The 25,087-nt window shown below is 48.3% G+C and carries 23 protein-coding genes; 12 read left to right on the top strand and 11 right to left on the bottom strand.

Annotated features, from left to right (window positions below; genetic code table 11):
• Positions 1-159 precede the first annotated feature (159 nt).
• Complete coding sequence (locus C7R94_RS00415; protein WP_233220431.1) at positions 160-1,071, top strand: VanZ family protein; 912 nt, start codon at positions 160-162, stop codon at positions 1,069-1,071.
• Between the two features lie 77 nt (positions 1,072-1,148).
• On the opposite strand, the gene C7R94_RS00410 is transcribed toward C7R94_RS00415, so the two are convergent.
• Both C7R94_RS00410 and C7R94_RS00405 read right to left on the bottom strand, forming a co-directional pair.
• Positions 1,149-2,075 (bottom strand): pseudouridine-5'-phosphate glycosidase, encoded by a 927-nt coding sequence (locus C7R94_RS00410; protein WP_106778002.1) that lies wholly within the window; start codon positions 2,073-2,075, stop codon positions 1,149-1,151.
• Positions 2,076-2,078: 3 nt separating this feature from the next.
• Positions 2,079-3,179, bottom strand: coding sequence for a carbohydrate kinase (locus C7R94_RS00405; RefSeq protein ID WP_047073804.1), 1,101 nt, complete (start codon positions 3,177-3,179; stop codon positions 2,079-2,081).
• A gap of 188 nt (positions 3,180-3,367) precedes the next feature.
• Here C7R94_RS00405 and C7R94_RS00400 point away from each other — a divergent pair, with 188 nt between their 5' ends.
• The 6 genes from C7R94_RS00400 (at position 3,368) to C7R94_RS00375 (ending at position 8,393) form a co-directional block, all read left to right on the top strand.
• Positions 3,368-3,814 carry a MarR family winged helix-turn-helix transcriptional regulator gene (locus C7R94_RS00400; RefSeq protein ID WP_047073802.1) on the top strand — a complete coding sequence of 149 codons (447 nt, stop codon included), beginning with the start codon at positions 3,368-3,370 and terminating at the stop codon, positions 3,812-3,814.
• A gap of 136 nt (positions 3,815-3,950) precedes the next feature.
• Positions 3,951-4,577, top strand: a complete 627-nt coding sequence (locus tag C7R94_RS00395; protein ID WP_106778001.1) for an FMN-dependent NADH-azoreductase — start codon at positions 3,951-3,953, stop codon at positions 4,575-4,577.
• A gap of 75 nt (positions 4,578-4,652) precedes the next feature.
• Complete coding sequence (locus C7R94_RS00390) at positions 4,653-5,039, top strand: DoxX family protein (protein WP_047073798.1); 387 nt, start codon at positions 4,653-4,655, stop codon at positions 5,037-5,039.
• Positions 5,040-5,093: 54 nt separating this feature from the next.
• Positions 5,094-5,867: a pirin family protein gene (locus C7R94_RS00385; protein WP_047073796.1), complete on the top strand. Its 774-nt coding sequence runs from the start codon at positions 5,094-5,096 to the stop codon at positions 5,865-5,867.
• A gap of 163 nt (positions 5,868-6,030) precedes the next feature.
• A complete protein-coding gene (locus tag C7R94_RS00380) occupies positions 6,031-7,365 on the top strand; it encodes a cytochrome ubiquinol oxidase subunit I (RefSeq protein ID WP_106778066.1) in 1,335 nt (444 codons plus the stop codon).
• On the top strand, positions 7,362-8,393 hold the full coding sequence (locus C7R94_RS00375) for a cytochrome d ubiquinol oxidase subunit II (protein ID WP_106778000.1): 1,032 nt from the start codon (positions 7,362-7,364) through the stop codon (positions 8,391-8,393). The genes C7R94_RS00380 and C7R94_RS00375 overlap by 4 nt, the downstream gene beginning before the upstream one ends.
• 75 nt (positions 8,394-8,468) lie before the next feature.
• Here C7R94_RS00375 and C7R94_RS00370 read toward each other — a convergent pair whose 3' ends face one another.
• Positions 8,469-8,909 (bottom strand): Lrp/AsnC family transcriptional regulator, encoded by a 441-nt coding sequence (locus C7R94_RS00370; RefSeq protein WP_106777999.1) that lies wholly within the window; start codon positions 8,907-8,909, stop codon positions 8,469-8,471.
• 157 nt (positions 8,910-9,066) lie between these two features.
• On the opposite strand from C7R94_RS00370, the gene C7R94_RS00365 reads away from it, so the two are divergent.
• Positions 9,067-10,233 (top strand): MFS transporter, encoded by a 1,167-nt coding sequence (locus C7R94_RS00365; RefSeq protein WP_106777998.1) that lies wholly within the window; start codon positions 9,067-9,069, stop codon positions 10,231-10,233.
• Positions 10,234-10,317: 84 nt separating this feature from the next.
• Here the strand turns inward: C7R94_RS00365 and C7R94_RS00360 are convergent, their stop codons facing one another.
• Entirely contained in the window at positions 10,318-11,829 is a 1,512-nt protein-coding gene (locus C7R94_RS00360; RefSeq protein ID WP_106777997.1) for a succinyl-CoA:acetate CoA-transferase ScpC, read from the bottom strand.
• Between the two features lie 141 nt (positions 11,830-11,970).
• Positions 11,971-12,642, bottom strand: coding sequence for a LytTR family DNA-binding domain-containing protein (locus C7R94_RS00355; RefSeq protein ID WP_106777996.1), 672 nt, complete (start codon positions 12,640-12,642; stop codon positions 11,971-11,973).
• 187 nt (positions 12,643-12,829) lie between these two features.
• On the opposite strand from C7R94_RS00355, the gene C7R94_RS00350 reads away from it, so the two are divergent.
• The 4 genes from C7R94_RS00350 (at position 12,830) to menC (ending at position 18,847) form a co-directional block, all read left to right on the top strand.
• The gene (locus C7R94_RS00350) at positions 12,830-14,854 is read left to right on the top strand and encodes a sigma 54-interacting transcriptional regulator (protein WP_106777995.1); all 2,025 of its coding nucleotides are present in this window, start codon (positions 12,830-12,832) and stop codon (positions 14,852-14,854) included.
• A 179-nt stretch (positions 14,855-15,033) separates the two neighbouring features.
• Positions 15,034-16,443 (top strand): YfcC family protein, encoded by a 1,410-nt coding sequence (locus C7R94_RS00345; protein WP_106777994.1) that lies wholly within the window; start codon positions 15,034-15,036, stop codon positions 16,441-16,443.
• Between the two features lie 95 nt (positions 16,444-16,538).
• Positions 16,539-17,678 carry a M20 peptidase aminoacylase family protein gene (locus tag C7R94_RS00340; RefSeq protein WP_047073786.1) on the top strand — a complete coding sequence of 380 codons (1,140 nt, stop codon included), beginning with the start codon at positions 16,539-16,541 and terminating at the stop codon, positions 17,676-17,678.
• A gap of 20 nt (positions 17,679-17,698) precedes the next feature.
• Positions 17,699-18,847, top strand: a complete 1,149-nt coding sequence (menC, locus tag C7R94_RS00335) for an o-succinylbenzoate synthase (protein WP_106777993.1) — start codon at positions 17,699-17,701, stop codon at positions 18,845-18,847.
• A 57-nt stretch (positions 18,848-18,904) separates the two neighbouring features.
• Here the strand turns inward: menC and C7R94_RS00330 are convergent, their stop codons facing one another.
• The 6 genes from C7R94_RS00330 to C7R94_RS00305 form a co-directional block, all read right to left on the bottom strand.
• Complete coding sequence (locus C7R94_RS00330; protein ID WP_106777992.1) at positions 18,905-19,813, bottom strand: hypothetical protein; 909 nt, start codon at positions 19,811-19,813, stop codon at positions 18,905-18,907.
• A gap of 255 nt (positions 19,814-20,068) precedes the next feature.
• Positions 20,069-20,803 (bottom strand): N-acetylmuramoyl-L-alanine amidase family protein, encoded by a 735-nt coding sequence (locus tag C7R94_RS00325; RefSeq protein ID WP_047073781.1) that lies wholly within the window; start codon positions 20,801-20,803, stop codon positions 20,069-20,071.
• A 39-nt stretch (positions 20,804-20,842) separates the two neighbouring features.
• A complete protein-coding gene (locus C7R94_RS00320; RefSeq protein WP_106777991.1) occupies positions 20,843-21,808 on the bottom strand; it encodes a peptidyl-prolyl cis-trans isomerase in 966 nt (321 codons plus the stop codon).
• 564 nt (positions 21,809-22,372) lie between these two features.
• On the bottom strand, positions 22,373-22,660 hold the full coding sequence (locus tag C7R94_RS00315; protein WP_106777990.1) for a HesB/YadR/YfhF family protein: 288 nt from the start codon (positions 22,658-22,660) through the stop codon (positions 22,373-22,375).
• 140 nt (positions 22,661-22,800) lie between these two features.
• Positions 22,801-24,096: a sensor histidine kinase gene (locus tag C7R94_RS00310; protein WP_106777989.1), complete on the bottom strand. Its 1,296-nt coding sequence runs from the start codon at positions 24,094-24,096 to the stop codon at positions 22,801-22,803.
• Positions 24,093-24,767, bottom strand: a complete 675-nt coding sequence (locus C7R94_RS00305) for a response regulator transcription factor (protein WP_047073774.1) — start codon at positions 24,765-24,767, stop codon at positions 24,093-24,095. The genes C7R94_RS00310 and C7R94_RS00305 overlap by 4 nt, the downstream gene beginning before the upstream one ends.
• Positions 24,768-25,087: the final 320 nt, after the last annotated feature.

Below are 25,087 nucleotides of genomic sequence, written 5' to 3'. Positions count from 1 at the left end.
ATATCAAGTGCTTTTTTGAATTTTTTTCTAAATGGGCTTCAAATGCTAAAAACACAGGGAAAATCTTAGTTGTTATCAAGGATGTGACTAACAGCTAATCACTCACGTATTCATTCAGAGTAAAATCATTCAGACACAAATGGCTTTAAGGAGATTAAAATGATGGAAATGAAATCACGGAAAGTCATCTTAGTTGGCACCATATTCTATACGATTTTAATTTTATTTTTTATGTTCTTTGCGTTTAACAGGCTCGACGGCGCAGCCAGTGTAGAAGGGTACACCTTTATCCTTGTCCCAGAAGGAGTACCACTTAAATTTCCAGAACTAAATTATTCATGGATTGTTGATTTTGGAAACATCGCTGCTTTTATCCCTTTTGGAATACTGCTTCCCCTGTTGTATCGTGTAAGATTTGGGAAGTTCATATCCTTGTTTGTCTTAGCGATTCTTGTTCTAGAAACTTTTCAAACCTTAACATATCTTGGTAGCTTTGATGTAAATGATGTGATATCCAATACAATAGGGGCAGCGATTGGCTATGTTGCCTATCGAGTTGGATTTTCTTCAAATATTTCTTATAAAAAGCTCATGGCTTCGGCTCTATCTATTGTTGTACTTATATTTGGAGTCATGGTGGTCTCTGAAATCATCAAAAAAAGAGAAGGCCCTATTCAATCATTAACGGTTATGAAAGAAACGACGGGAACTACCCCTATGACTGAGAACCTCCCAAGTTTCACCGTAGCAGGTGAGCGAATAGAGCCGAAAATGAACGTGTATAGCAGTGAAGGGGAATCAACCAAAACATACAACTATATTCTGGGGAACCAAGAAAATGTCTGGCTTTCTTTCTATTTCGGCATTCCCGACAATGGAGACTCTAAGGGTGAAGCCAAAATCATCGTAGATGGACAAGAAATATCTCAGTTAAACGAACAATCCTTTCAAGGGACAGACGCTTTAAGGGAGATGCCTTTTAACGAGGTAAACGAAATTACCATTATCGTTTCCGGAAACGCTAAGCTGTGGGATGTTGGAATCCGTGGAATGCAACATTGGTGGGAGTGAGTAAAATAAACGAAACGAGCCCTAGAAGCGATTCTAGAGGCTCGTTTTTCTTTGACTGTTTTGTTGTTCAATCTCTCTTATTTACCTTGATTCGCTTCTTTCTGATAAGCTACCGCGATTTTCGCAGCTACTTCAGCATTGTGTTTCACCAGCGCGATGTTCGTTGCCAAGCTCTTGCCTTCTGTCAGCTTTTTCACTTTATCGAGCATGAATGGCGTTACCTGTTTCCCTGCAATGTTGTTTTCTTTTGCTTCCGCGAGTGCTTTTAGGATCACAGCTTCGATTTCCTCGTGGTTGAGTGCATCTGATTCTGGTACTGGGTTCGCGATAATCATACCGCCTTTGAGTCCCAGATCCCATTTGGTGTTCATCATCTTACCGACTTCTTCTGGTGTATCGATACGCATGTCTACACCAAAACCGCTTTCGCGAGCAAAGAAGGAAGGGAATTCATCTGTGCGGTAGCCCACAACTGGTACACCTTGCGTTTCCAAATATTCGAGTGTGCGGCCGATATCGAGAATCGATTTCGCACCTGCGCATACTACAGCTACATCTGTTTGCGCCAGCTCAGTCAGGTCAGCAGATACGTCCCAAGTGATTTCGCCTTCACGGTGTACCCCGCCGATACCGCCTGTTGCAAACATGTGGATGCCAGCCATCTCAGCTGCGATCATGGTAGCGGCTACTGTAGTCGCACCGATTTTACCGCTAGCCAAAATGTAAGCGAAGTCGCGACGGCTTACTTTTGCTACATTTTTGTTCGTCGCAAACTCCTCCAGCTCGCTGTCAGTCAAACCGATTTTGATTTTGCCGTCCATGATCCCGATCGTAGCTGGTACAGCACCGTTGTCTCGAATGATTTGCTCTACTTCTTTCGCCATCTCAATGTTTTGCGGGTATGGCATACCGTGCGAAATAATCGTCGTCTCCAGTGCAACTACCGGCAGATTGTTCTCCAGTGCGTGGCGTACTTCCTCAGTAAAGGTCAAATATTGTTTCATCTCTTATCGCTCCTTTTCGAATTGTTCTACGGCCAGTTCCAATTGTTCTGCTTTTAATAGAGGAGATACGGACTGCTCTGTTTGCAATGTCAGAGCGGATGCTGCCAATCCAAGGCGGCATGCTCTCTGGAAAGACTCTCCGTTTACAATGCCATACAAGAGTCCCGACGCGAACGCATCTCCCGCACCTGTTACATCTACCACTTCCGTTGGATACGGAGACATATGCTCCTCAACGTCCTCGGATTGGTAGTAAATGCCCTCTTCGCCCAAGGTAACAATGACGTGCTTGACGCCTCGTTCCCTGATCTTGCGGCAAGCCTCGGCGCATTCTTCGATCGTCGTGATCTTCATGCCAGCCATCAGCTCAGCTTCTTCGCGATTCGGCAAAATCGCTTCTACTCCGTCCAATTGCTGTGGGAGCTTCTTTGCTTTAATGGAAGAGACCGGGTCAACGAAGAGCAGGATGTTTTCCTCCCGGCAACGTTCGATGATGTAGGCCAAGCAGTCCGCCGGAATGTTTGTATCGATGAAAACCACGTGGGCTGCTGCTATGTGCGACCATTTCTCCGCGAACATCTCTGGTGTGAGAGCATCGTAAATATCCATGTTCGCCAAGGAAACAACCATCTCGCCATCAATATCAAGAAGCGCGGTATACGTTCCCGTCCGCTGTGTAGGAAGTCTCCACACTTGGCTGATGTGCACCCCGTGCTTTTTCGTCTCCTGCAAGAGCCATTCGCCTTCTTTGTCCTCACCAACGCTCGTAATGAGTGACGTATTGCAGCCAAGACGACCGAGGTTCTCCGCGATATTCCGTGCCACTCCTCCACACGATTCCATAATCGTTACGGGATTGGATGAGTGTAGACGCACCTGCTGCTTGCCGCGTGCTTTGCGGTCAAGGTTGGCCCCACCGATACAAGCAATCATTCCTTCATCACGCAGTACATAAGCCCGTCCTTTGATTTCCCCGCGCTTGGTCAACTGTGCGATGTAGCCAGCTACCGCTGAACGTGAGATGCCAATCAGATCAGCCAGCTCCTGTTGCGTGATAAAAGGATTTTGCCGGATATGATGAAGGATCTGCATGTCTTTTTCCACGGTCATCCTCCTTTCTTCTGTTACGCTTTCACAGCTCGTTTACAAACAAAAGTTTATCACGAGGACAATTGTTTGTATAGATATGTTTTGCATTTTATTTTTTATCTCAATTTGACAAATAGGAATACGATCATGTAGGATTATCTTAAATTAAAGATATCTAAATTTCGATATAAAGGAGGGTCCGTATGTCTGACAAACCACTGCGAAATGATCCCCTCGATCTTTTTGTCGTTTTATCAAGGTCATACAACTGGGTTACAGCTCACTCCAATCGTCACATTCGCGAGCATGGACTTAATCCAACTGAATTCGGGGTACTAGAGGTATTATTTCATAAAGGTCCTCAACCATTGCAGCAAATTGGCGAAAAAATCTTGATCTCCAGCGGAAACATCACATACGTTGTGGACAAACTCGAAAAGAAGCAACTGCTCATTCGCAAGCCCTGTTCGGAGGACCGCCGCGTCATTTTTGCGGAACTCACTGAAAAAGGGCATCAATTTTTGTCTGAAATCTTCCCTCCTCATCAACGTGCCATTGAGAAAGCGATGGAAGGTCTCACACCAGAAGAACAGCGTCAAGCAATCGAGCTGCTAAAAAAGCTGGGACGCACTGCTCAGGCTACTTATTAGATGAGTAGCCCCCTTCTCTTCACCACAATCGTTTAAAAAAAGTGTTGACAAAAGATCTGATACGTAATAATCTTAAAATCAAGATTTACACATTAAAAGTTAGTGACTTACTAAATGGAAGGGGAATAAGATTTTCATGAGTAAAGTACTTTTTATTAAAGCAAACGATCGCCCAGTTGAGCAGGCTACAAGTGTAAAGCTGTACGAAGCTTTCACGAAAGCATACAGAGAAACACATCCAAATGACGAAATCGTTGAGCTGGATCTGTTTGCTGAGAACCTCCCTTATTACGGTAACGACATGCTGACTGCTATGTGGAAAGCAGGAAACGGAATCGAGCTGTCTGCTGATGAGCAAAAACGTGCTGACTTGGTTAACAAATACCTGAACCAATTTACAGCAGCAGACAAAATCGTATTTGCTTTCCCAATGTGGAACTTCACTGTTCCGGCAGTTCTGCATTCGTACATGGATTACCTCTCCCAAGCAGGCAAAACATTCAAGTACACAGCTGAAGGTCCAGTTGGTCTGATGGGCGACAAAAAAGTAGCTCTGTTGAGCGCACGCGGTGGCGTTTATTCCGAAGGGCCTATGGCTGAAATCGAAATGGCAAACAAATACGTTCGCACGCTCCTCGGCTTCTGGGGCATCAGCAATGTATCGGAAGTGATTGTAGAAGGTCACAACCAATTCCAAGACAAAGCAGCTGAGCTCGTTGCAGCTGGTGTAGAAAAAGCAGTAAAACTGGCGGAATCCTTCTAAGGCCCGCCAGCCTTTTTGGACAAATATCTTAAAATAAAGATATACTAATTAAAAGTAATTAAGGAGAGATGAAAAGTGTTGGATACTGGATTGTTGTTAATTCGTTTGGTCATTGGTTTGACGTTTGCAGGTCATGGTACGCAGAAGTTGTTTGGTTGGTTTGGCGGTTATGGTTTGAAAGGAACAGGCGGCTGGCTGGAGTCCATTGGAGTGAAACCTGGCGTAATGATGGCCTTTGTCGCTGGATTGTCTGAGCTCGTTGGCGGTCTGATGTTTGCGGCAGGCGTAGGTATCTGGCCAAGTGCTATTCTGCTTGCTTTCACAATGCTGGTTGCCATTCTGAAGGTACACGGGCAAAATGGATATTGGGTCACACAAAACGGATACGAATACAACCTGACATTAATCGCAGTTGTTATTGGTGTGGCGTTGATCGGTCCGGGCGCATACATTTTGTTTTAATAGTAACTCCTTACAACCCGTAAGCCAGCAATCGTACTAAGGGAGGAACATCAGATGGAAATCCGCGTCTATACACAGAACGAGCAAGCAAAAGGACATTTTGGCGACGGTGAAATCGTAGAGAATAAACCAATTGGCTTCCCTCATGAAGGCTCCGTTGTCAAACGGGTAGGACCACTTTTTTACTGGGCATGGGCAAAATCATTGAAGACATTTGAGATTCCGCTGCACCCTCACTCCGGCTTTGAAATTTTGTCATACGTCCTCACAGGGACAGTCGGACATCGGGACACGCTTGGAAATCTTCAAGAGGTGTCAACAGGCGGCGCGCAGATTATGCAAACCGGTTCAGGCGCGTACCATGCAGAAGAACTTGGCAAGGATACAGAAATGTTTCAAATCTGGTTTGAACCGCATCTCGCGCAAACAACAAAGCAACCGCCGACTTACAATCAGTATGATCATGAGGAGTTTCCGTCTGAGGATGTTGATGGAGTGCAAGTGAAACACATCATCGGATCGTCTGCGCCCATTCAGCTGGTTACGGATTCCTCGATGAGCGACATCACGATTCCCGCTGGAAAATCGTATGAAAAAGAACTCCCGGCTGGTTATGCTCATGCAGTCGTTATAGTGGAAGGGAACGGAAGCGTTGCAGAGAAAGCAACTGTCAGCGAGAATCACACCCCGGCAACCAAAGGTGACTTTGTCGTTCTCTCCTCCGAGGAAAGCAGCACAGCCATCTACACAGCATCAACGGATGCTCCGCTCCGCCTGGTGTTGATTCAAGTACCAACTGAGGTTGATTATCCACTTTATCGTAAATAATCTACTCTTCCAAACGCCCTTATCCTATCATCAAGCCCGGCCGTCACATTTTTGTGACGGTCTTTTTCGTATAAACTCCGCCTCCTCATGGGACATTAACGAGGAAATCGTTAACAATTTTTGGTGCCGATCAGAAAGGAAGTTGAACGTGGAAGATATCGTGATGACCAGAGCCATATTCGGGACGACTATGGCCTTTCACATTATTTTTGCGACCATGGGCGTTGGTCTCCCACTCATGATCTTGCTGGTGGAGCTCCTCTTTTGGCGGACGCGTGACCGCGATTACGAGATCATGGCCAAACGCTGGACAAAAGCCCAGGCGATCTTGCTAGGTGTCGCAATCCCCTCGGGAACGATTGCTGGAGTCCAGCTGTCCCTGTTATGGCCTGGGTTCATGGAGATTGTTGGCAAGGTGATTTCGCTGCCTTTTCAGATCGAAATATTCGCTTTCTTCGTGGAAGCTTTATTTATGTCCATCTACGTCTACGCGGCTCATCGCCTCTCCCGCAACATGCGTTTGCTGAGCTTGTTCATGGTTTTGCTTGGTGCAACAGCCTCCGCGATCCTGATTACGAATGTCCACGCCTTTGAAGGCACGCCAACTGGCTTTCGGATGGTCGATGGACAGATCGTCGACGTGGACCCGTGGAAAGCTTTTTTCAATCCCAGCTTTTTCGTGACGGCAGGTCATGTAACTGTCTCTGCTTATATGACGGGGGCATTCATCGTCGCAGGAGTAGCAGCGTGGAAAATGCTGCGCGCCGAAAAAGGCAGTCGGGTTTATTTGTATCATCAAAAGGCACTTTTGGCCGGTTTAATCGTGGGCGGCACCTTTTCCCTTTTAACCGCCTTGAACGGTCATGAATCTGCGCAGCTTTTGCATAAATACCAGCCGGAAAAGCTGGCCGCTGCCGAAGGACTGTTTGAAACACAAGCCTATGCCCCACTCGCAATTGGCGGCTTTACCGATCCCGAGACGAAAGAAGTCAAATACGCCATCGAGATTCCATGGGCGCTCAGCTTCCTTGCAGCCAACCGCTTTGACGAGGTCGTGGTCGGTCTGGACGACTTTCCAAAGGAGCTGTGGCCTCCACTCTACATCCATACACTATTTAACGGGATGGTCATCATCGGTAGCTTGTTGATCTTCGTTGGTTTCATCGGCTTCGCTTGGAAGAAGCTCCTAAAGCGCTCTCAGTTTCCCCGTTGGGTTCTCTGGGTCTTTGTCGCGAGTGGGCCGCTCGCCTTATTAGGCATCGAATTCGGCTGGATTTTTGCCTGCACAGGACGCCAGCCTTGGGTGGTTTATCGGGTGATGAAAACAGTAGATGCCGCTACCCAAGCAGCAGGCATCTCTACCCTGTTCTGGATTTTCCTCTCGGTGTACGTATTTTTCGCGATCGTCACCCTGCTCGTATTCCGCAGCTATTTTGGCCGCCATCCCTTGGAGCTCGATCCGCCAGAACAGCCGAAAGTGGATGGAGGAACGCCATGACCGACACGATTATTGCCATTACGCTGCTCTGGATTTTCGTCGTCATCTATTCCGTCGCGGCCTCCTTCGACTTCGGTGCTGGTTTTTGGTCGATGATCTATTTGAATCGAGAAAAAACCAAAGCCACCCAAATCGCCAATCGCTACCTCTCGCCCTCCTGGGAGGTCGTGAACGTCTTTATCGTGTTAATTGTTGTCGCCCTCGTTACCTTTTTCCCTGGCGCGACCTACACGCTGGCGAGCCTGCTGCTGGTTCCCGGATGTCTCGTGGTGTTATTGATCCTGATCCGCAGTACATTCATGGTGTTTTCGCATCTGATTTACAAGTATGACAAGATGCTCAGCATCGTCTCCGGCGTTACCGGGATATTGGTGCCAGCTCTGTTAATCAGCGTGCTTCCTGTGACGCAGGGCGGGTTGTCTCGGACGATCAATGGTGTAGAGTATCTCGACTGGGGACTGTTTTTGACCAGCCCGCACGTCTATTCTTTCATTGGTCTTGCCATCAGCAGCACACTCTACCTCTCGTCGCTGCTTCTCGCGGACTACTCCTTCGTCGCTGGTGAAAAGCAAGCCTTCGCTGTTTACCGCAGAGATGCGGTGCTACTGGGGCCAATTACGCTGCTTGCGGCATTGGTTACCGTGCTCACGATGCAGATAGAGGCAAAATGGCTATATGACCGTATTCTCGACTATTTGCCTTGGCTTATTGCATCGGCCGTCTGCTTTTTCATTAGTTATATATCTCTCATGCTGCCCCAAGACCGCCGATACTTCGGCATCCATCTGCCGCGGATTGCGGTCATTGTCGCCACGATGCAATACCTGCTCGCTAGCTATGCGTACGGTGCAGCGCGCCTCCCCTATATCATCTATCCCCAAGTGACGATTGAATCCAGCTTTACACATCCGGATACGTTCCACGCTCTGTTCATTTGTTATATGGTCGGCTTTGCGATTCTCGTACCCGGTTTTATTTATTTCTGGCGTCTGTTCATGAGGGACGAGCAGTATGTACGGCAAAAATAGCAATTTCGCGATACACAAAAGTAAGAGGCTTCGCCCTGATACGGCGGAGCCTCTTTTTTTCGGTCAAAAACACGATCAAAAGATTTTCTCTTCATCCAGCATCATTTTTTGCTCAAACGGCGCCGTTAGCATGATCAATGTATAGGAAAAGCCGAAATCCCCAGTGCGTTCCGAGAAGGCAACCAATTCCTCGGTCGACCTTGTTACCACTTTCAGCATGTAGTTATACTCCCCACTGATCCGGTACATGTCTGTCACTTCCGGCGATTGCTTGCAGAAATCGATGAACGCCGCACATTGCTTGGTGCGGAACATGACAAAAGCAGTCGTGTGCTTACCCAGCTTTTCCTGAGAGATCGATGCGTGGTAACCCGTAATGATTCCCTGCTCCTCCAGACGACGGACCCGCTCCTTCACGGCAGGCTGCGTCATCCCGATGATTCTCCCCAGCTCCGCGAATGGTATCCGGGAATTTTCGTGCAACAAGCTCATGATTTTGTAATCAATTTGATCCACGCAGATCATCCTTTCAAATCCACAAGTGTTTCCTGCCAAATAACTTGCATATAGGATTCAACTTACCGAAAACACCTTGGTTCCTGTATGTAAATTATAGAAATCGTTTTGTAAAATGTCACTACATCAATCTTGTTAGCCCGAGGAGTGAACCACCTTGCCTAAAAAATTTTTAATCCTATTGCTGGCCGTAGGAGAATTCATGATTGGCACAGCTGAGTCAATCGTGACCGGAATCATTGGCATGATCTCAGATGACACCCATGTCTCCCTCTCCCTCGCTGGTCAGTTAGTGACTGTCTTTTCCCTTGCCTTTGCCTTTGGAGCTCCGGTCTTGATCGCGCTCACCGCAGGAGTAGAACGAAAAAAACTCATCCTTTGGACGCTGTTTTCATTCATAGTGGCAAACTTGCTCGCATCCATAAGCCCAAGCTTCTCCCTATTGATGGTATCCCGCATTCTGCTGGGGCTTTGCGGAGGTATCTACACCGTGGTAGCTCTCGCGCAAGCTGCCAACATGGCCTCCCCAGAGAAAAAAGGAAGCTCCATCGCGATCATCCTCATGGGCTTCAGCCTATCGCTCGTGCTTGGTGTTCCAATTGGCACCATGCTGGGAGACATCTGGGGATGGCGTCCTGTTTTCGCGCACATTGCCGTCCTTACACTGATTCCCTTCTTCGCCATCTTGGCCTATTTGCCGAAGCAACAGGGGGAAGAAGCCGTCCCGCTACGCAAACAATTGGCCGCACTCCGCAACAAACGGGTGATTCATGCACTATTCATCTCTTTGTTCTTTGTCACAGGGTATTCCACCGTCTATACCTACATTACTCCGCTTCTACAGAGCACCGCCGCCATGACGACTGCTTGGGTAAGCACCACGCTTTTCTTGGCAGGCCTCGCTAGTGTGGCTGGCTCGCGGATCGGAGGCGTCTCCACCGACAAATGGGGGATTCGCCCTACGCTGTATGTCAGCTTGCTTCTCCATGCTGTCATTCTGCTGATCCTGCCGCTGTCTTCGCAACTGTTCATGGGGGCAATCATCACCGTTATGTTCTGGGTCGCTGCCGTGCAAACCACCGTTCCAGCGCAGCAGTATTATTTGATCACGCTGTCCCCTCACTCTTCGCAGGTGGCCCTCAGCATGAACACCTCGGTTTTTCAGCTTGGGCTGGCACTGGGTGCAGGTCTTGGTGGAGTGATCGTAGACCATGTAGGTATTGTTCACATCAGCTGGGTCGGCGGACTGCTCGTCCTCGTCGGCTTTGGCTTTGCATGGGCTTCGTTTGCTCAGGAAAAAAGGCAGGAAAGCTTGCAAACGTAAAACGCAAACATTGCACTGGAGACGTGAAAAACCCGCCAAGGCTTTAACGCCCGAGCGGGTTTGCTTTTTTCATCATTCCATCGCCTAAACCAACACTGGCTTTTTCGCAAGCATCGTGCCTTCCTGCGCGTAACGTACGTGCCAGGAGAATGCCTTTTCCAGTACATGCGGGATATGCCCGCCGCGTGTGAGTGCTTCCTCATAGTACGCCATCAATTGATCGCGGTACATCGGATGCGCACAATTCTCGATAATTTTGATAGCTCTTTGACGTGGAGCCAAGCCTCTCAGGTCTGCCAGGCCTTGCTCGGTGACGATAATATCTACATCGTGCTCGGTATGGTCCACATGGGAGGCAAACGGTACGATGCTCGAGATGTTTCCACCTTTGGCAATCGACTTGGTAACGAAGATGCCCAGACGTGCGTTACGCGCAAAATCACCAGAGCCGCCGATGCCATTCATCATTCGCGTACCCGATACATTGGTCGAGTTGACGTTACCGTAGATGTCCGCTTCAATCGCGGTATTGATCGCAATCAGACCCAGGCGGCGAATCAGCTCCGGATGATTCGTGATCTCTTGCGGACGCAACAGCAGCTTGTCACGGTATTGGGCAAAATTTTCGGTGACATGCTTCATCTTGTCAGCCGTCAGCGTGATCGAACAGCCTGAGGCAAACGAAATTTTACCTGCATCAAGCAAATCAAACACCGCATCCTGCAACACTTCCGAAAAGACAGTCAGATCGGTGAATTCCGAATCCAAAAATCCGTTGAAAACCGCATTCGCTACCGATCCAATACCCGATTGCAATGGCGCGAGATTGTTCGGCAAGCGGCCCTCTTTTACCTCCTGACGCAAAAACTCGATCAGATGTGCAGCAATCTGCGCCGTTTCTTCGTCCGGCTCCACAATCGTCGACGGAGAATCCAACTGATTCGTCAGGACAATCCCTTTTACTTTATCTGGATCGACGGGAATCCCTGCTGTGCCCATTCGCTGATCCACGGACGTGAGCGGAATCGGTTCACGCTCTCCTTGTTTTGCGGGTGTATAAATATCATGGATTCCTTCCAACTCTACCGATTGAGCCATATTCAACTCAATGATGACATGCTTGGCATTTTCCACGAAAATATTAGAGTTCCCCACGGACGTAGCCGGAATGATCATGCCCTCTTCTGTAATTGCAACCGCTTCCACAATCGCATAATCGATAGCGTCTATCGCTCCCTGGCGAATCGCTTCCGCTGTATGCGACAAATGCTGGTCAACGAACATCATGCTGCCATCGTTGATTTTTTTGCGCATGACCGGATCTGCTTGAAAAGGCAATCGCTTGTTGATGATCCCTGCTTCCGCCATCACGGCATCTACATCGGAGCCGAGTGAAGCTCCTGTATATACGTTTACGCCAAAAGGCTTGTTCTCTTTTTTCGCCAGCTCAGCCAATGCGAGCGGCACGACCTTGGCATCACCAGCACGCGTGAAACCACTTAACCCGATCGTCATGCCATCCTCAATCCATCCTGCTGCTACCTCAGCCGTCACGATTTTATCTGCCAGTCGTTTATCGCGTAAGCGCTCCCACATCATTGTGACCTCCCATGCCATCTTTGTTGTCTTTACACTAGCACACGGATTCTGAGCGGGCACTCGATTTCCAACAAAACAGAATTTTTACGCGGCTATCAAGAAAAAACGACAGCGAACCATTCTCATTTATCAGATATTTCAGAAGCGGAGCAATTGCCGAAACGAGCTGGCGTACGACTGACTCACAGGAACTCTCGTCTTTTGCTTGTCCTTCATCTCCAATAAAAACGTCGAATGAAAATGCGGGTGAATAAAGCCGATCGATTCCATATTGACGAAATACGAACGATGACAACGAACAAATCGCTCTTGCGGGAGCATGTACTCTAGTTCAGCCATGTTGTATTTGTTCGCATATGCTCCACTAGCCGTATGCAGAAGCGTTTTTCCTTCATGAGAGCTGATATAAACGACCTCCGTTAACGGAATGGGCAGCCAGCCGTCCTCCCCTTTTCCGACCAAAAACGATAGACGCGGCTCCGGATTTGTGAGCGGAACGTTTTGAGGCGGATAGATGGCGGTAATACAGCCCACGACCTGACCATTTCGCACCAATGGAAGCGAGAGTCCATAGTAAGGCACGCCAAAAATACGGCTCTCCACCTGATGCCCCACTTTTCCCATTTCCATAAGTGCTTGATGTGTAGCCGAGCCAATGGGAACGAGATCCCCTGGCGTAATTTTCAAGTCAATATTGGAACTCGGTTGATAGTACAAGTATTGTGAGCCGTCCGAGATTGCAATCGATACCCCGTCTGGCACGACTTCCCCAATCATTTGCAGCACCTCTGGAACCAATCTGTCCTCCATGCTGATTCCTCCTGCTCCTGTTATTGCTTTTTCTATCTTCTAGCTTCTATTAAAACACATTTCCCCACCCGCAAATCAATCCTTGTCTTTCCTCTCTATACATGCGAATCCATCCGATTACAGCCAGGCATTGTGCTATCATGAGATTACAAAACATTCACGATTGTTTGAGCAAAGGCGGTGCAGCATGGACCACACCATTGTCTTGATTGCAAAAGGAACGGACACTCTCGAATTTTTGCTAAAAGAACTGCGGGCTTATTTCGAACCGTATTGCAAAGTCATCGGTTACGCTAGCCATGAGCACATTCCCGATTTGAGCGGAGTCGATCATGTCTTTATTACAACCAAATCCCCGGAGCTGTACACAGTTGCCCGTCAAGCTGTTGCTGACTCCGTACCCATCACGGTTTTAAACCGTTTTTTCGAGCTGCGCAAAATGAAAGCGCTGATGCAGATTCCTCCGGGGACGACCGTCCCTGTCATGAACAATTCGCCCGTGACGGCACAAGAGGTCATCCAAAATTTAATAGAAGCGAACGTCGATCATATCAATTACGTTCCTTTTCACCCTGGCTGTACATTTGATGATCTCGAATTTCAGTACGCAATCATTATGAGCATCGCTGATGTACCACTGCCTCCTCACGTGGAGGTTATCGATCTCGGATTTCGCAAAATCAATATTCATGACTTGATTGATATCGGTCGCAAGGTAGGCGTGCCCAGTGAATGGGAACGTGAGTACTTGTCTTCCTTCATTTTAGAAATGTCTGAGCTCGCAAAAATGCTAGGCACCTCCTACGCAGAAGTACAGAAGCTCAACAGCCAGCTGCAATCTACCTTTCAGGCAGTCAAAGACCCCGTGATCGCCTGCAACGAACAAGGTCTGATCACGTTTATAAACGACGTCGCCGTTGAGCTGTTTTGTCCACACGCATCCTCTATTGTTGGACAACTGTACACGGTGATGAAGGAGCACAGCTTGCTGCAGCCCTTTTTTGAGCAGGAAGCTCAGGAGGACGCCCTCGTAACCATTGATCACAAGCAATTTATCGTCAGCAGTCAAAGCATCCGCCGCAGGCATGAGCATTTAGGCTTCGTTTGTACGTTAAAAGACGTGACCGAAATCCAACGCTTGCGAACCACGCTTACGTTGCGCGGCCATACAGCCACCTACTCCTTTTCCGATATTAAAGGACAAAGCCAACCGCTGCTCCAAGCTATCGAGCTCGGCAAAAAAATGGCAAAAAACAATCAAACGATTCTGCTGACAGGCGAAAATGGGACGGGAAAAGAGCTGTTTGCCCATGCTATTCATCAACACTCCCTGCGCAAAAACGGCCCCTTTGTCGCAATCAACTGTGCCTCCCTGCCGGAAAACCTGCTGGAGAGCGAGCTGTTCGGCTACGAAGACGGTGCCTTTACTGGAGCACGAAAAGGCGGAAAGCCCGGCCTGTTTGAGCAAGCTGACGGCGGGACGATTTTTCTCGATGAGGTGGGGGACATCTCTGGAGCCATTCAGGTCAAGCTGCTTCGCGTGCTGCAAGAAAAGCAGGTTATCCGCGTGGGCGGTACAGGCATTCTCTCTGTGGATTGCCGTATCATCGCTGCTACCAATCGCGATTTGGAAGACGCTGTTTCCCAAGGAGGCTTTCGTGAGGACCTGTTCTATCGTTTGGCTGTCCTGCCGATCCAGATTCCTGCTTTGCGCGAGCGAATCAGCGATATTCCCCTTCTTATCGACGAGCATCTGGAGCAGCAAGGCATTCGCAAAACATGGTCGCCAGAAGTCATGGAGCTATTCTATCGCCATGACTGGCGGGGGAACATTCGCGAACTGAAAAATGTCGTCGACTATGCCATTACGGTAAGCGAGCATCCTGTCATCGGTATCCAGGATCTCCCCAAACGTTTGACGGATAGCCTGTTTCAAAGGCAGCAGACGGCTTCGATCCCCCAATTGGACGACAACCGCGACCTGGATATTTTGTATTGCTTGCATCATTATTACGTGTCCAACAAACCAGTGGGGCGTTATCAATTGGCGCACTCTCCTGAACTGCAATCCGTAGGCTGGACAGAGAGCGCACTGCGACACAAGCTGAAACTGTTAGAGCAGCAAGGTTTGGTGCGTTCAGGAACAACCCGACAAGGAACCTCCATCACCCTCGCGGGTATCGAATTGTTGCGAAAACACGGGCGGATTTAGCTTCCGCCCAATGAATAATAGGATGTATTAGGCTGCATAAAACCTAATAAACATTCCTAAAGCTCATTTTCTTCCCTTATCTAGCCTATGAAAATCTACTAAAAACGCTTATATTCGGGAAATTTCGACACTTGGCACGACCCTTGCTTGTCATAAGCAAAAAAAAGCGAGGTGACCTCATGTCTACACATCCATTGAAACCTGCAAAGAAACGTTTTTCTGTACCGCATACCTATGCCATCCTCTTTATCATCATCATTTTGGCAGCCCTAGCTTCCTACGTGCTCCCCGCAGGTGAGTTCGATCGCGTCAAGGACGCTGCCTCAGGCAAAACCATCGTCGTCAACGGCAGCTACCATTCTGTAGAAAGTGATCCGGTCTCGTTCTTTGACATGTTCAAAGCGATTCCAGAAGGGATGCAAAAAGGCGCGCAAATCATTTTCTACATCTTTATTGTAAGCGGTGTATTCGGAATCATCCGCCAGACCGGAGCGATTGAAGCCGGGATCAATAAAGGTGTCCGACACTTGGAGGGTCGGGAAAAGCTGCTCATTCCTGCTTCCATGTTCCTCTTCTCCATTGGTGGCTTTACGATGGGAATGGCAGAAGAAAGCATCATCTTCGTTCCGATCGGTATCGCGCTGGCTCGTGCAATGGGCTTTGATGCCGTAACAGGTACGGCCATGATCACCATGGGGGCGGCAGCTGGCTTCATGGGCGGGATGATCAATCCATTTACGGTTGGGGTGGCGCAGTCGCTCGCGCAATTGCCGCTCTTCTCTGGTCTTACCTTCCGCGCTGTTGTGTATGTCTTCGTGCTTGCTTTTGCCATCTGGTACGTCATGCGGTATGCGTATCGTGTCAAAGCAGACCCGACCAAGAGTGTGCTTTATGGCGTAGAGAATCACGCTAGTCAAGAACAGCCAACAGTAGACATCCCAGATCTGAATGCGCGTCACAAGCTCGTGTTCCTGGTAATGGTCTGTGGCCTCGCCTTCAACGTATACGGTGTATTCAAGTACGAATGGTTCCTGACCGAGCTTACGGCTTCCTTCCTGATCATGGGCCTTGTTGCTGGTCTCGTCGGAGGTTTGTCAGTCAATACGCTGTTTGATTCCTTCGTCGCCGGTGCGAGAGCCGTTACGTTTGGCGCGCTGATCGTCGGTTTTGCCCGCGCGATCACGGTCGTCCTGGAAGACGGAAAAATTATCGATACGATGATTAACAGTCTGACTTCGGCGATTGGTCATTTGCCAGATGCCGTAAACGTCTTGGCCATGTTTGTGATTCAAGCCTTTCTCAATCTCTTCATTTCTTCCGGCAGTGGACAGGCAGCAACTACGATGCCGATCATGGTGCCGATTGCGGATCTGCTCGGCATCCAACGTCAGATAGCGGTCCTTGCGTTCCAATACGGCGATGCGGTAACCAACTCCATTATCCCGACTTCGTCCGCGTTAATGGGCTATCTGGCTGTTGCAGGCATTCCGTATGAGAAATGGGTCAAATTCATTTGGAAGCTGCTTGCTGGTTGGGCCATAATCGCTTCGATCGCGCTCATTGTAGCAGTGACAATCGGCGTTTCGTAACAAAAGAGCTTTTCTTAAAATTGGCTGCGTCAAGTGGATTGGCGTAGCCTTCGCTTCACTTTTCGACTACTCACGAACAAACCGATGGAGGAACCATGCGCACAACGATCAAACAATTGCAGCCCGCCATTTTTTCTCTATACGAGCATTTACACCAGCATCCAGAGATAAGCTGGGAGGAAGTACAGACCACCTCGTTTATCGCTGACTTCTTGAAAAAACACCATTGCCGTGTCACTACCTTTGACGACGTGACGGGAGTTGTTGGCGAATGGGGCGATCTGACGCCTGGAAAATTGACTGTTGGCGTACGGGCAGACATGGACGCACTCTGGCAAGAAGTAAACGGCGTCTTTACCGCAAACCATTCCTGCGGACACGATGCGCATATGACCATGGCATTAGGCGTCCTCATGGTATTGCAAGCAATGGATGTCCAGCTCCCTGGTCGCCTAAAGCTCATTTTCCAACCAGCAGAAGAAAGCGGAAATGGCGCACTTGCGATGGTGAACAAGCAAGTAGTGGACGATATTGATTTTCTGTACGGTGTCCATCTTCGTCCCATTCAGGAAATCCCGCGCGGCACAGCTGCTTCTGCTATCCTGCACGGGGCGGCAGGCACAGTATTCGGGCAAATCAAGGGTGCTGATGCTCATGGCGCCCGGCCTCACCTCGGAGTTAACGCTATCGAGGTAGCCGCAGCAATAGTCGAGCAATTAAAAGGCATTCATCTCGATCCTCTCGTCCCTTATTCCGTCAAAATGACGCAGCTTGCAGCCGGCAGCAAAAGCAGCAATATCATTCCGGGCTCAGCACAGTTCCACTTGGACCTGCGGGCACAGACGAATGAAGTCATTCACGCCCTATTTGCCCGTGTCGAGCACATTTTGCAGCACGTTTCCCGTCTGTATGAAGTAGAGCTGTCTTACGAGATCACCGAACGCGTCTATGCGGCGGAAGTGAACGAAGAAGCGAGACTGATCATGGCGGATGCCATTACCCAAGCCTTGGGGGCAGAGAAGCTCGAACCGCCGATTCAGACACCGGGCGCGGAAGACTTCCACTACTATACCAAGGAACGTCCACAGCTTCGGGCGACCATGCTTGGCTTAGGCTGTGGTCTAACACCAGGACTTCATCATCCGCAGATGACTTTTGAAAAAGAAGCACTGCTAGACGGCATTGAGATTTTGGCAAGAACGGTATTGAAAACGTTTGAGCAACAATCCAAATGAACGGTTAAGGAGAGATGAACATGAAAATCGAACGCGTGGACCTGCAACGAATCAAAATTCCGTTGAACTCCCCCTTTGAAACGAGCATGGGAGTCGAGACCCACAAGGAATGCATTCTGGTGCGTGCGTATAGCGGTGCCCATGTCGGCTTCGGCGAAAGCGTCGCAATGGACGTCCCTGTTTACAACGAGGAGGATGTCGATACGGTCTGGTACATGCTCGAAAAGTATTTGATCCCGCAGCTGTTTTCACGGGAGATCGAGCATCCTGATGATGTATCCCGCCTCTTCTCCTGGATGCGCCGCAACCACATGGCTAAAGCCGCTTTGGAAGGTGCCGTCTGGGATTTGTACGCCAAAATGAACGGCATCTCCCTCTCTCAAGCATTGGGCGGAACTCGTACGACGATTGACGTCGGTGTAAGTATCGGAATCGAGCCGACCATCGAAAAACTGCTACAACGCGTAGAAGGCTTCATCCGTGACGGCTACAAAAAGATCAAAGTGAAAATCAAGCCGGGCTTTGATGTCGAGCCAATGCGTGCAATCCGCAACACATTTGGACCAGACGTTCCGCTGATGGCGGACGCAAACTCTGCGTATACGCTGGCAGACATGGAGATGCTGAAGGCTTTAGATGGCTTCGGTTTGATCATGATTGAACAGCCGTTGGCCCATGACGACATCATCGACCATGCGACCTTGCAAAGAGAGCTGAAAACGCCAATCTGCCTCGACGAAAGTATCCATACGGTGGAAGATGCCCGCAAAGCACTCGAGCTCGGCAGTTGCCGGATAATCAACATCAAGATCGGTCGCGTAGGCGGTCTGACCGACGCCAAGAAGATTCATGACCTGTGTGCGACACGCGGCGTACCTGTATGGTGCGGAGGAATGCTGGAGGCAGGAATTGGACGAGCGCACAACATCGCGATGGCCTCACTTAGCAACTTCACAATTGCTGGCGACACATCCCCTTCACATCGTTACTTTGCGGAGGATATCGTGACACCTGTCATCGATTTTGCAGCACCTGGTATGCTGGCTGTACCGACAACGCCAGGGATCGGTTTTGACATCAATGAGTCTGCCATTCGCAATGCCCTGATCGAGCATAAAAGCTATTTGGCAAACCGTGAGTCGACGACTACCCTGATCCCTTCCTGGTAGTCGAGTTCCTGAAAGGAAACAGGGAGCGCCCCTTTGGCCTCCCTGTTTTTTATGTTCTTATACCATGATAGTCAACAGCTTGCATACGCTGCGCTCTGCTGCCGGTCGCTTTTCTGCTGGAAGCCGCTTGAGCAAATCAAGTGCAGCATAAGGAACTTTCAATGCATGTGGGTCGGTGTATGTTTTCTCCCAGTATGCAGGTGAGAAGATTTCGGTAAACGCGGGCTCCCTTACTTCATCCTCCAACACAAACTCGGGCATTTGTCGATCGAGGTACATTTGGATGCGATGGTTTGCCATCCCTGCCTGCACCAAATCGTGGTATCCGAACCGTTCTAAATCGGTCAACGCATGACCATGCGTCACATTATGCTCGACTTCACCTGCAAAGAAATAGTGTACCCCTTCAATTGTACGTCCTGGCACGATGGTATCCAGCTCATCAAAAATTCTTTTTGTCATTTCGAGCGTCGTATCGTATGGGGCTACTTCCGCTTTTACATCCTCTACGGTGATTTCAAAATAATTGGGAATGCCCCAGTAACGATTCGGTCGATCCTCTGTCGTCTTCTGCAGCAGTGTCACGAGTCCGTCCACCACACTCGGTCTGATCAAATCAGGTCGTTGCCGCAATGCTTTTAATGCCATCACACCTAATGCGAAGCCATGTCCCGATGTCCGGAGCTGTTTCACATTATTCCGTAGCCCGGCGATGACAAGCTGTAATAAGGAGGGGTCTGCTTGCTCTTCTTGATCCAAAGGAACAAACCATTCCGGCTTTAATTCGCGGTATGCTTCGCAGGTCCGCTCTATACCTTCTTTTACATGCTCTGGCAGATCGTGCTCCTGATTCATGTAGTATCCGGCCAGAAGAGCTGCCCCGTAGTGCCCTCCGAACCATCCCGATGCACCTGCACGTGCCATACCCACAACTCCAAGCTCTAAATACGAATCGAGTAACCGCATATCCCTTCCTCCTTTTTCGATTTGGTATGTATTCATAATATAACAAACATTTTTATTTGTTAAGTATAAAATGAAAGATATCCCAGATCCTCTTTTTCCCGAATGCGGCCGATCCAAATGGCTGTTCCAGATGCAAAAGGGGCGTCTCTAAGCCGAAAAATCGACTTATGAGACAGCCCCTCTTCGTAATTCGAGTGGTTTGTGCCTTATACAGCTGGATCCCGTTTCAAGGCATGGTTAGCTGCAATCATTTGTTTAGAATCCCCACCAGTAACGGTGCATCCCGGTAGCGTATTGGGTGGCAAGCGTTTGACGGAAGGAACTTTGCGCAAGCTGGGATGCGTCACTCGCATTCGTAATAAATCCAGTCTCTCCTAAAGATGCCGGCATGTTGGTGTATTTTAATACGTAAAACTCTGCTTCTTTGACTCCCCTGTCATTTGAAAACGAATTTCTTAATTGGTTGTACGTTTCCGTTGCCAATCGCCTTCCGGTTGTCGATCCGGGGTAATTGTAAGTTTCTACTCCATTGGCCGAGGAAAGGGATGCGGCATTGATATGCATGGAGACAAAAAAATTGGCGTTTTTGGAATTGGCATAAGAGGCTCGGGTAGACAGAGCAACCGTTGTATCAGAGCTTCGCGTCATGTAAACCGTAGCCGGATAGTTGGCAACGATGTAATTTTTGGATCGAAGGCCTATGTCCAAAGTCAGGTCTTTTTCTTTCAAACCGTTGCCCAATGCTCCTGGATCATCTCCACCGTGTCCAGGGTCGATAACGATGATTGGATTCGCTGCAAGAGTGAAAGATTTTTGGTTAATAACCATCTCTTCGGCTGCTTTCTTCTTTTCCGGGCTGTAATTTTTTGGTGCGGGTGCGCTGTCCCACATAGGCTCGTCGGCAATTTCCTTCTCCGCAAATGCGGGAGCGGCCATCCCCGTCAAGCTACAGCAAATGAGTGCAGTCAACAACAGTTTTCCTACTTTCATGGTAATTTCTCCTTTATCATTTTTATTTATTCGAAAGACTTACGAATTAAAAAGAAGGCGTAAGTCACTCCAAAACGCCAAAAATTTATTCCTTTGCAAATTCTCAGGCAAAAACAGGTAATTGTTAGATTTCTTCTGTGACTCGAGCCACTTACGGTACACCACGGATTCTTTCTCTAGATAAATGATTTGCTGTATCTTTTGGCTTACTTCCAGGAGGGTCTGTGTTCTTGGCGGCATGACTTCAGCAGGGAAAAACCAATAGGTCCACTGTTGGCTCTCAAAAGGGCCAACAATCCGCATTACGGGAGAGTGAAACACGGCCTTCGCGATCATCTCGTTATAATGCTCGGACATTTGAGACTGAGCGACCAGTTCATGCAATCCGGCACGCCCCTCGGGATCTTCGCTATATTGCTTCAGCAGGGATTGAAAACGTTCCGCTGATGCTGCTTTCAGCTTGTCCAACAAGAGCTTGTCGCCATTTTTAGCCCGTACATAATAAATGGTTCGCAGTTCGGGAATGCGAAAAGACTCGATTTGTTCCCGGTAAAATCTTTCTACTTCTTCTTGTGTCACCACAACATCCCGAGTCACGATCTTTTTCACTTCAAAACCAATCATCGCCCGTCTTATGTTTTGAATGCTGTCCTCTTCTGTCATGTTCATCTGGCGCAACGTTTCTTCACGCTCCGCTTTCGTGCTGCCCAGTTGTTTTAATTGTTCTTCAATCAGACGCTCATCCGTCTTTACCCCCATCTGTTTTCCAATATCAAGGATCAATTCTTCCAAGCTCAGTTGTTCCAGCAGCCTTACCTCCTCGTCCGCTGAGTAGGCTACCCCTTGGAAATACTTAGGCTTAATTCTTTCCCAATCGTCTCTGCGGAAAAATTGATCGCCGAAAACAAAAAGAAGGGGCTGGTACATCAAAGCCGCATACAGAGAAATGACTCCCAGAAAACCAATCGGTACAAATAAATAAAGCCATTTTCTTCGTTTTTTCATGTGTTCAAGCCATCCTCTCGTAAAACAGATGAGGCCAAGTAGATATCCAGCTAGAATTCACTAGATAGTTTGGAAGATAATATTACTACCTTGAATATATTTCCAATAGATAAATATATCTACATGCCTTAGTGCCGTTTTCCCTGGTTTTTTCATAGGTCTTAGGAAGTGATTATCGTCGATTGTTGTCAACAACGATGGTTCTTTCACACCACAAGCCGCAGTCATCCAAGAGGACAGCGATACCTTTCGAGGAGTGAAAGATGGTTGGCCAGCCAAATAAGAGGGGGCTGTCCCAAAAGGGCAAATCCGCTGAAATTTAAACATCAGGAACATGGATATATCAACGTTTGTGAAATGCAAAAGGGGCGTCTCTAAGCCGAAAAACCGACTTATGAGACAGCCCCTTTTTGTGAGCCATTCTAAATTCTCGAAGCAGCACCCTGATTCCTATTAGCGTTTTTTGTAAAGCCTTGAAACTACAGACTGTTGAGCTTCTCCAGGCGCCAGTTATCTACTCCATAGAGGCTTTTAATACGGAGTATGTTCTACCATTTTCTTTGCTCAATCCAGCTTAAAATCTACTTCGTCTGTCTCTGGTCGATAATCGACATTCAACCCTTTTCCATTCATATACCACAGCTCATCTTTTTCCATATAAAATGTGATGCCATCCGCTACTGTCGAAATTCCGATTTCATTCGGCAACTCTTTGGCAATCCCCATCGAGAATGAATCCTGAACCGTACTAACGCCTCCGTACCGGACAAAAAAACGAATGCTGTCTCCTTCTTTGCATCCCCATTCTTCCCGAAACCATGCTACCGCTGCTTTAGTGATCGTCATGTTCATTCGTACAACCACTCCTCTCTGCTTATAGTTTACCTCAATTTAGAGATATTTGAAACATAAAAGTATGTTAAATGGAATTGCTCCACTATTTGAAAAAAAAACCGATTCCCTACGTTGGGAAAACGGTTCTTTCCTTCTGTTTAAGACTTTATTGGAAGTGTAACCAAAAAACTCGTTCCAATACCTACCTCACTGCTGACCTGAATTTTTCCGTGGTGAGCATCCACGATCCATTTGGCAATGGAAAGCCCCAAGCCTGTTCCTTCTGTCGCACGAGAGCGCATTTTATCCACCCGATAGAAGCGATCAAACAAATACGGAATATCCTCCTTGGAAATCCCGATCCCACTGTCTTTTACGAGAATCGAAACACGGCCGCCTTCCTTTTTGCAAGAGACATAAATCCGCCCATCTTCGTTCGTGTACTTCAAGGCATTGTCCAGCAAGATGACCATGAGCTGATGCAGACGTTCTTGGTCCCCCACCATCTCAATGGGTTGCTGGATGTCTGTTTCGAGACGAATTTCCCGTGCGATGGCAAGTTGTGCAAAAACCTGGGTGCATTTGATCGCTACCTCGTCTAAGCGCAGCGTCTGATTCATGATCTGCAGCTCGTTAGAATCACTGCGAGCCAGTGTGAGCAAATCCGAGACGAGCTTGCTCAAGCGCTTGGCCTCCTGCATCCCAATCATGATTTTTTCGCTTTCCTGCTCAATCGTATGGTCCGGGTGTCTAAAAAGCCTTTCCAAATTGACCATGATGGCCGTGAGCGGCGTCCTCAGCTCATGAGAAGCATCAGCAATAAACTGCTGTTGTTTTTCCCACGAGACTTGGATCGGAATTAGTGCCCTTCTCGCCAAAAACCACCCAACCACGATCGCAATGACAATACTGATAACGTCACCAATCATGACGACGTACAGCAAGCTGTCCAGCATGTTTTGCTCAGGTGCCAGATTGTAAATCAGTTGAAACTGGTACGCGGTCTGTATCCGATTGCCTACAATAACCTTTTTCGGAACAGTAACTGTCTGCACGCGGTAAACTTGTCCATTCACTGTTTCCGTTTCGATTCCGTCTGCTTTTCCGTTATGCTGGAATTTTGCATAATCCTCTTGCTCCAGCCTATCACCAAATGCGGTCCCGATGACACGACCAAAGCTATCCCAAACGAGCAAAACATATCGGCGATCCAGATCGTTAAATTTTTTCCTCTCCTGACGGTTGTAGGGAAAAGGGTCGTCTTCAATTCGATGGAGTCGAGGCAAAGAATCAACTGCCAGTCTTTGACTGACTTTGGTCATTTCTCGGTCCACCTGCGAATAGAGTCGATACTTCATCGTGTAGTATACTGCGCTCCCCAGCCCGTTGAGCAAGAGAAGCACCACTACTACGTTCAACGTTACGAGGCGAATCCTCGTTTTTCGAAACATCATTTATCTTCCTTTTTCAAAATATAGCCCACATTGCGGATCGTTCGGATGAAGCCTTCGTAAGCACCCAGCTTCTTGCGCAGGTAGTGGACATACAAATCGACCACTCCGTAATTCGCTTCTGAATCAATTCCCCATACGCGGTCAAAAATTTGTTGGCGCGTCAATATTTGCTCCCGATTTTGCAAGAAGTACTTAAGTAGCTCGTACTCCTTCGTGGTTAACTTCATCGGCTCATCATCAACAAAACCGTCATATTCATTTATCTTCAGCGACAGAGGACCGTATGCCAGCTCGCCTTCTGGGTTTTGTTTCCCTTGTCGGCGTAAGAGGGCTCTCACTCTCGCCGTCAATTCTTCGGCCGCAAAAGGCTTGACCAAATAATCGTCTGCTCCGGCATCCAATCCCTCGACTCTTGACTCCACGCTATCTTTTGCCGTTAAAAATAAAACCGGCGTCATTATACCTTTTGTACGCAACGTTCTCACCAGTGAAAGGCCATCCATTCCTGGCATCATAATGTCCAGGACCAACAAATCGTAGATGCCGCGTTCCGCCAATAACAAGCCGTCATCTCCGCGCTCTGCCGTATCCACCTGATATCCTTCATCGGTCAGGACTCCTGCAATTGTCTGAAGCAGCGCTTTTTCATCCTCCACTGCAAGAATAAGCATATTGATCCCTCTTTCATTTGAACAAGCTGTATGTCATTCAGCATAGCATAATCGACTGGAATCACAATCATGACCACACTCGCCGATCTCGGCTGTGCACCCGCTCCTTTTATTAGAGCACGTATTTTTTTGAATCAGATTTGTATGTACTGGCGGAAATACAAAAAAGCTGCATTCTCCATTACTTTTACAAGTAATCGGGAATACAGCTTTTCGCCTCATTCCTTCAAAACTGAATACGCATGATTGCTAAGAGTGTGTGGATAAGTCCTCGACCGATTAGTATTCGTCAGCTCCACGCGTTACCGCGCTTCCACACC

The sequence above is a fragment of the Brevibacillus sp. NRRL NRS-603 genome, assembly GCF_003013445.1.
GTDB lineage: Bacteria > Bacillota > Bacilli > Brevibacillales > Brevibacillaceae > Brevibacillus > Brevibacillus formosus.
Note: the sequence above shows the minus strand (reverse complement) of the source record. Positions and strands in the feature narration are given on the sequence as shown.